Consider the following 6,532-nt stretch of genomic DNA (forward strand, 5'->3'; position numbering starts at 1 on the left):
TGGAAAAAATGCTTCCATAATTCAAAAGGTTAGGGTACATTCTTCAACGTTCTCAGCAACAAGGGGAACATGCTTCAAGCCCAGTCGGGGCGTAGCGCAGCCCGGTAGCGCACTTGCATGGGGTGCAAGGGGTCGAGTGTTCGAATCACTCCGTCCCGACCATTATTTAGAACGACTAAGCCACCTTCGGGTGGTTTTGTTGTTTCTGGGGTAGGGCATTTCTGATTGACTTGGCCTTATCCATCATCCTGATCTTTACTTCAGAATCGTCAGCGCTGATCCTCGCGAGGCGTTGACCGATTCCATGTTATCGCCTCGATTAACTGACCCAACTCGGCCCTCGAGTTGTGAGTGGTGAGACTCCTGTTCATGTTTCCGGGCAGGGCCTTGCGGCTTTCCTCGGGTACTCCGTGTGTTTCAGGTCGTGAATCTTGATGGGGGTAGGCCTAGGGTGAGCAGGGGTAGGTATTCTCCTTTCAGAGTTTTGCTCTGACGAGCCTTGATGAAAGTCTCAAGCGGCTGCTTATCAATGTTGTGCCGGGGTAATTTGAATCTGCGCTGTATATTATTGATTAATAGCGATAATACTGGGTTTAATTTTTGAGTTGGAATACCGGTTGGCATGCTGCTCGGATCAATATTTTCACTATAGGCAGGGGGGAAGTATCCGAGCGTAGATTTAGAGCTAATGAGGAAATTAGTCTGCTCGAAGTGAGTTCGCTACGATTGGGTGGATGAATCGATAGACCTAAACCGCCCAGTTGTGACTTCTAGCAGTCAAACGCTTTCGTGGGTACTCGCAAATCAAAAGCGGTCAGCCCCGCCGTTTAGCAAAACAGCCGCCATCCCATCCAACCGCTTTTTGGTCTTTTCCCATTGCGGCATCACCTGGTGCATAAGCCTGTAGAACCGCTCGCTGTGGTTGTGTTCGGCGATGTGACAAAGTTCATGCAAGATCACATAGTCGATGCACTCGCGGGATGCTTTAACCAAGTGGGGGTTGAGCGTGATACGGCCCGCAGGTGAACAACTGCCCCACTGTGTCTGCATGCTTAAGATGCGCAGTGGGGGCTTGGATGCAACCCAAAGTGCTTGTTGCAAGGCAGCTTCTAGACGTCGATCAAATACCTCACGGGCGCGCGCTTTGTACCAAGTGTGCAGGAGTTCGCGAATTTTCTCTGCCGACTTCACCCGGACAGACACCTCTAGCTTGCCTCGCAACAGGCGCACCTGCTGTAGCTCATCAGGCGCTTCTATAACCTTGAGCACGTACTGCTTGCCTAGGTAGTAGTGACTTTCCCCGCTGATGTACTGCCTTGGGCGGACGTGTGTGAGCTGCGCACGAAACTCACGAAGCTGCTCATAGATCCAGCGGCCGCGTCGCTTCAGCGCGGCCAATACCTGTTCATCGCTAGCCCCATCCGGCGCACTGACGCGCACGCGACAGTCGGGGTCAACCCTGATCAGTATGCGTGAAACCTCGCGCGCCCTTCGCGATCTCTCAACCTGAATCAGCTCGTCGGCATAGTGGAAGCTCAGCCAGCTCGATACTGCGGAGGCAGAAGGAGCACTCATGACGATGGGCACACTCATAAGCCGGACAAGCCTACCCGCGTGATTTTCACCACCCACTCAACCATGGACTTCGCCTGATCCATACCAGCGCCCACCGCTTTGCATTCCTTGAAGAGCAACGGCAGTAGCTTCTTACGAATATCGCTTTCGATGTTCTGTGGGTTGATTGAATGTTCGGCCACGGAGGTCATGACCATTTTATCCAGGCTGAAAGCCAGTTTTACCCAGTGTTCCTGTACCTGCTCATCAGCTGAATTGAGGGCGTCAGGAAGGTTTTTCTTGAAAATACCGAAGTACGCCTGGGCATGCCGGTTACCCGCAAAAACATCAGGCAGCTCATCAAGCTTACGGGCCTGCACCTGCTGCTCAAATTCGTGGAATAGCAGGTACTGCTTGAGCGGATGATCAAATAGCTTTGCCGTCTCTTCGATGGCCTGGCGCAGCAGTTTGGAGAACGCTTCCTGAGCATAGGGATCGTCACGAAGCTCCTGCTCAATCATCTTGCTGACACGGGTCTTGATGATGTCGGTTTCGTTGCGCGTCTTGCCTTCACTCCACTGCTCGGGCTTCTGTTGCCCCATCTTGCCGACTTCGTAAACGCCGACAGGGTCTTTTACCTCCACGCCTACCACGTGCTTATTCAGCAGCTTGCACACCTGTTCGGCGTACTGGTCATAGTTCACCGTTTCGCCGGCATCCTGTCTGGCCAGTTGGCGCAGGCTGGAGAACTGCTTGAGGGTTTCCTTGTATTGGGTGCGGTCGGCATCGCTGAAACTGGTGTCTTCAAAGAAGGACGCGGACTGCAAAGCAACTTTTAGGCAACTGGCGAACTCGGTTAGCGCCTCGTAGAAGTCATCGCGCACCTTGAGATTTACATCAACCAACTCGCCGTCACGCTCCTGCATCTTGGGCACCAGTACCTGGCGCAACTGCTCTATATCCCCTTTGTTTTTCACACCGGAGAAAATAGCCCAGAGGTTTTTGTGCAACTGAGGTAGCCGTTTGTACTCGCTGCTCATCTGGTTGTAGAGCCCAGCGATGTCATTGATGTCATAGCCGCCCTGGGTGCGCGAAGCCAGATCCTGATACTTCTGGATCGTGGTATCCAGCTCCGAAAGAATGCCCCTGTAGTCGATCAGCAGACCAAATTTCTTTAGCGGATGTAGGCGGTTTACCCGAGCAATCGCCTGGATCAGATTGTGCTCCTTAAGTGGCTTGTCGATGTAGAGCACGGTGTTTTTCGGCTCATCGAAACCCGTCAGCAGTTTATCCACCACGATCAAAAGCTTGAGCGATTCATCCTTGTCGAAGCGCTCGATCAGCTGTCTGGTGTAAATCTGCTCATCGGTGCTGCCAACGTTTTTCTTCCACCATTGCGTTACCGCAGGTGAGGCCGCTTCATCCACGTCGGTGTTGCCCTCACGGCTATCCGGTGAGCTCATCACCACGGCGCTTTCGAACAACCCTGTCTCATCCAGATACTGTTTGTACTTGATTGCTGAAGCCTTACTGTCACAGGCCAGCTGGCCTTTGAGGCCCTCGTCGATGTTCTTCACGAAGTGGTTGGCGATATCCAGAGCAATCAGGCGAATACGGTCATCAGCGCTGTATATCAGGCCTTTCTTGGCGAACTTGCGTTTGAGGTCGGCCTTCTGTTGCTCGTTTAGCCCTTCAGCAATGCGCTCAAACCAACTATCGATAGCGCGCGCATTCACATCCAGATCGGGAATGCGCTCCTCATAGAGCAACGGCGTCACGGCCTGATCTTCCACCGCGCGCTGCATGGTGTAGGCATGCACGATGGGACCAAACTTGTTCGTCGTCTTGTCATCCTTGAGCAGCGGCGTGCCGGTAAACGCGACAAAGGCCGCATTGGATAGCGCCTGCTTCATACGGATATGGTTTTCACCGCCTTGGCTACGGTGGCCCTCATCGATAAGCACGATGATGTCGGCGCTGGTATTCACGCACTGTGGCAGCTTGGTAGCGCTGTTGAACTTCTGGATCAGCGAAAAAATAATACGCTCGTTGCCCTTGCCGATTTGTTCAGCCAAGCGCGTGCCAGAAGTGGCCATGGCCGCCTCACGGTCCTTCTTGCCAGCCAGCTCGCCACCGGAAGCAAACGTCTTGCTCAGCTGGCTTTCCAGATCAACCCGGTCAGTGACCACCACAATGCGGCACTGCTTGAGTGAGTCATGCAGGATCAGCGCCTTGCTCAGAAAAACCATAGTGAATGACTTGCCCGAGCCAGTCGTGTGCCAGATCACCCCGCCCTCACGGCCGCCATCTTTTCGTTTGTGGCTAATCCGCTCGATCAACCGCTTGATACCGAAAACCTGCTGATAACGGGCAACGATCTTGCCGGCCTTCTTATCGAACAGCGTGAAGTAGCGAGTCATCTCCAGCAGTCGGGCAGGGGAAAGCAGGCTGATAAGCAACTGATCCTGGCCAGTCAGCGCCAGCTCACCACCGGCAATCAGGGTTTCATACCAGTCCAGGTCACGAGCAGGGCGGTGGCTAAAGATTGAGGTTTTCTGCGCTGCAGTTAGTTGGCGATTCTTCAATGCATACAATTCAGCAGTGGCGATATCTTCCTCACGCCAGGCTGCCCAGAATTTCGCAGGCGTACCACAGGTGGCGTAGCGCCCATCGCTACCATTGATCGACAGCAACAATTGGCTGTACGCGAACAGCCTGGGGATTTCATCGTGACGCTGGTTGCGCAAACTCTGCGAAACGCCTTCGTCGATGCTCGGGCCTTTCTGCGCATTGCTATCGGGACGCTTGGCCTCGATTACTGCTAACGGGATACCGTTGACGAAGCAAACAATATCCGGCCTTCGCGACTCCACACCACCGCTGCGCAGCACGCGAAACTCTTCGGTGACGATGAAGCTGTTATTCGCGGGGTTGTGCCAGTCGATCAACGCCACGGTCGGGTTAGCTTTTTTACCATCCACGAACTCCGTCACCGAGATGCCATACAGCAAATGGTTGTACAACCGCTCGTTGGCAGCCTGTAGCCCTTCGTTAAGCGCCGGGCTGCATATTTCACTGATCAGGTTGTCGATGGCTTTGGCCGATAGTGGATATTCATTCCCACCAAACATGAAACGCCGCTTGCTCAGTTGCTCGCGCAATACATCACGCAAAACCACCTCGTCACTTTTGCTGCTCCTTGTTGTAAATGCCTGCTCGGGCGAGAGGAACTGCCAGCCGAGGTTGCATAGAAGAGCCAGAGCCGGAAGTTTCGCACTGTATTCTTCCTGGAATTTAGGTGTTGGTATCATCCGCCGTAGTTCTCCAAGCCGCCCGCCAGCTATGCTGGTACCAATCAGCTCATGAATTTATTTGCTATACGGGTCATTGACCCACTCATGGTCGAGCATCCATCCCGCGTTGGGTGAGCTGTGCAAGACCATCACCTCTGTAGAGAATCAGGTTGCTACCTGTGATGTCAGCCATTAGCCTCTGCGATTGCGCGATCCGATACCACCTTGTCGATCATTGCCTTCACGGCGCGATCAATAGCCGAACCATCAGTGTAATCGGCAGTGGTCGCCAGGTTGGTACGCCCTTCCTTGACCAGCATGAGTGCCTTTTCGCGGGCGCCGCGTTTGCCCTTACCGTACACGGCAATCGAATGACCGCCCTGATTCTTGACCAAGCGCATGGAGGGAATATCGGTCTCGCCGTCGCCGATAAAAACCATATTACTGAACGGCACAGGCCGCTCGGCTGGCTCGACGAACTTGTTGATCACCGAGTTATCGTGTACATCCAGGCTGCCCTTATTAATGCGGAACAGGTATTGGGTTTTGGTGGTGTAGTTCACCGCCAATGCTGGCCAGTGCGCGACGTCGTTATGGTCGTACATAAAGCCCGAGGCATAGACACGAGTGAAATGCTTGTTGATTGGAGTTCCCTCGATCATCTCGCGCAGCCCCGACGAGATGATGAAGTGTTCGACCTTTACGCCCTTGGCACGGCCATATTCAGTGATGCGTTTGAACCAGTCTTGCACGCCTGGAAACAGCTGAATATGGGCCCCGAAGTCGGCAAAATTCTTTTTGCGCACCGGCACCCGGGCGGCCTGAGCCTTCTCGATCATCAGCCGCATATAAGCCAGAATCTCGTCAGCCTGCTGCTCCTGAGCCATAGCCTTGGCCTCGCGCCAGAACTCAACGGGCTTGATGCCCAATGCCGGCACAAAGTTGTACTCCTGCATATTGCCGGGTGACAGGGTGCCGTCGAAGTCATAGGCAATCACAAAGGGAATGTGCTTCTTGGCCATTAGGCGAACTCTTGTTGATTGACTTTCACTCGGCGCCTGCCTGTCAGCAGTTGCTGCATAAGTGCTTTTTTCTCTTGCTTTAAACAGGAGAGTTTAGTTCTTAGGGCTTCTATTTCTTGATCAGCGCTGAAGAGTATCTGGGCAATTCTCTGTTGCTCAATCAGGGTTGGCGGAACGCTAGCCTTGTATGATTTTAGATAGTTAGTTGTAACGCGTTTTTGCCCCGCGGACCCCTGCATATTAGCTTCGCCCCGCACCCTAAACTCCCGTGTATTAGTAAGGAAATAAATGAACTGAGAACAATTTCCTTGCTTTGCCCGGAGTACATGAAATTCAGTGCTACCAAATCCTATGTCATTTTTCAGTCCAAATGCATAAGCACCTTTGCCATTTTCAAAGCAGGGGGTTATCTTCGCCACTAGTACGTCATGATTTTGGAATGATGTAAATCCGGCCGACACTTCAGAATATTTTCTGATCTCGCTTTTAAAGATTTTTGCATCCTCTGACACCGAGTCCATTGAAATAAACGATGCGAGACCATCAGTCGGCTCCGAAGGCTTGGGCGGATTAATGCTGCATATATCTGCCAACCGCTTTATTTTCCACTCTTCGGAGCATCCGGGAAGGCGCTTACTGCCGCTTAGGGATGCTCCGAACAAG

The 6,532-nt window shown here is 53.0% G+C and carries 4 protein-coding genes and 1 tRNA gene; 1 reads left to right on the plus strand and 4 read right to left on the minus strand.

Annotated elements, in window-relative coordinates:
* The first annotated feature begins 85 nt into the window (after positions 1-85).
* A tRNA-Pro gene (locus M5G17_RS19040) sits at positions 86-162 on the plus strand.
* Between the two features lie 642 nt (positions 163-804).
* On the opposite strand, the gene M5G17_RS19045 is transcribed toward M5G17_RS19040, so the two are convergent.
* The 4 genes from M5G17_RS19045 to M5G17_RS19060 all read right to left on the minus strand — a co-directional run.
* Entirely contained in the window at positions 805-1,593 is a 789-nt protein-coding gene (locus M5G17_RS19045; protein ID WP_273894458.1) for a M48 family metallopeptidase, read from the minus strand.
* A complete protein-coding gene (locus M5G17_RS19050; protein ID WP_273894459.1) occupies positions 1,590-4,865 on the minus strand; it encodes a type I restriction endonuclease subunit R in 3,276 nt (1,091 codons plus the stop codon). The genes M5G17_RS19045 and M5G17_RS19050 overlap by 4 nt, the downstream gene beginning before the upstream one ends.
* A 167-nt stretch (positions 4,866-5,032) precedes the next feature.
* Positions 5,033-5,869, minus strand: coding sequence for an HAD family hydrolase (locus tag M5G17_RS19055; protein ID WP_273894460.1), 837 nt, complete (start codon positions 5,867-5,869; stop codon positions 5,033-5,035).
* Positions 5,869-6,532: restriction endonuclease subunit S (locus tag M5G17_RS19060; RefSeq protein WP_273894461.1), on the minus strand; the 664-nt coding region annotated here is incomplete at its 5' end. The genes M5G17_RS19060 and M5G17_RS19055, both read right to left, overlap by 1 nt.

It is taken from the genome of Pseudomonas rubra (genome assembly GCF_028656935.1).
In the GTDB taxonomy this organism is placed as follows: domain Bacteria; phylum Pseudomonadota; class Gammaproteobacteria; order Pseudomonadales; family Pseudomonadaceae; genus Aquipseudomonas; species Aquipseudomonas rubra.